Origin of the sequence: Limosilactobacillus vaginalis DSM 5837 = ATCC 49540, assembly GCF_000159435.1 — a bacterium.
GTDB classification, from domain to species: Bacteria; Bacillota; Bacilli; order Lactobacillales; family Lactobacillaceae; genus Limosilactobacillus; species Limosilactobacillus vaginalis.
In genome coordinates, this window is sequence record NZ_GG693420.1 from 1 (window position 1) to 1,310 (window position 1,310).

At 35.7% G+C, this 1,310-nt stretch carries 1 protein-coding gene and 1 pseudogene; both read left to right on the forward strand.

Annotation, left to right across the window (positions count from 1 at the left end):
* Window positions 1-496: pseudogene (locus HMPREF0549_RS08715) on the forward strand (IS21 family transposase); the annotation flags it as partial.
* Between the two features lie 9 nt (window positions 497-505).
* Window positions 506-1,237 (forward strand): IS21-like element helper ATPase IstB, encoded by a 732-nt coding sequence (gene istB / locus HMPREF0549_RS08720; protein ID WP_040531922.1) that lies wholly within the window; start codon window positions 506-508, stop codon window positions 1,235-1,237.
* Window positions 1,238-1,310 lie beyond the last annotated feature (73 nt).

Consider the following 1,310-nt stretch of genomic DNA (forward strand, 5'->3'; position numbering starts at 1 on the left):
GCCTGATATAGATTATCCAGTTTTTAAGCAATTTGAAGTTAAACCAAACCGGTATAACGAAGTAACAATTGATAAAACCAGGATACATATTCCAATGGCTAAAACAATGCTTTCATTAACCTGCGTTCTTACCGCAACCAGTTATACAATTTATGATCTAAATGGCGAAATTGTTAGTAAAGGGCGACGCCCTTACCTAACTAAGAAACGCGCTATTGAGTGGTCAAGCGTTTTTATTACTTGGAAGAGGAAGCCACGGTCAATGACCTATTCTAGATACTGGAAATACCTTCCCAAACGAATTGCTTACTATCTTTCAACAGAAGACTGGCGGTTACAAACCGACCGAATAGACGAACTAATAACACTCTTAAGCACTCATCCATTGAAAGAGATCAATGAACGGTTTTACGAGCTAGTCGGGATTTCACCAACTTCGGAAGAGCTCAGTGTCAATATGAAAAGTTACGATCAACTAGCAAGAGACAGAAAGTAGGTCACTTAATTGAATAATCAAGAACTAGCCAAAGCATGTACAGAATTGCGATTATCAAATATGGCTAATATAGCAAAGTTAAATCAATTCCCTGAAGATGATAAATCGGCATGGCTTTTAGGCCTACTTAAAAAGGAAATTGAGATTAGGTACGATAAGAAGATTACCAGGCTTTATAACCAAGCAAAATTTCCAAAACGAAAAACCTTAAACGATTATATTTGGCGTGAACAAATCAATTTTTCGACACCAGATTCTAAGCAACAATTACTGAATTTAAGCTTTATTGATAAAAACGAAAACGCCGTTTTCGTTGGTACACCTGGAACAGGTAAAACTCACTTAGCAACTGCATTAGGAGTTAAAGCAATCGAAAACGGCATTAATGTAAAATTCTGGCGGGTAGCAGAACTAGTAGATCAGTTGGAACAAGAATGGAAAAGTCTCTCAATAGAACGTTTCAAAAAGAAATGCCACAAGTATCAGCTGATCATATTAGATGAAATGGGATATGTACCATTCAGTAAAACAGGATCAGAATTATTATTTCAACTCATAAGTGACTGGTATGAAACTAAGAGTATTATTATCACGAGCAACTTGGAATTTAGTCAGTGGAATAAGGTATTTATTGATCCAAGATTAACAGCAGCATTAGTAGATCGGCTGATTCACCATGCGCATATTGTTAGTTTTACTGGAGAAAGCTATCGATTAAAGAATGCATTATCAAATAACTAAATAAAATAAGAAGTGGGCTGCAAGACTATGTAAAAAGTCATTGCATTTCTCTGCACTTTTTACTTGCAAAATA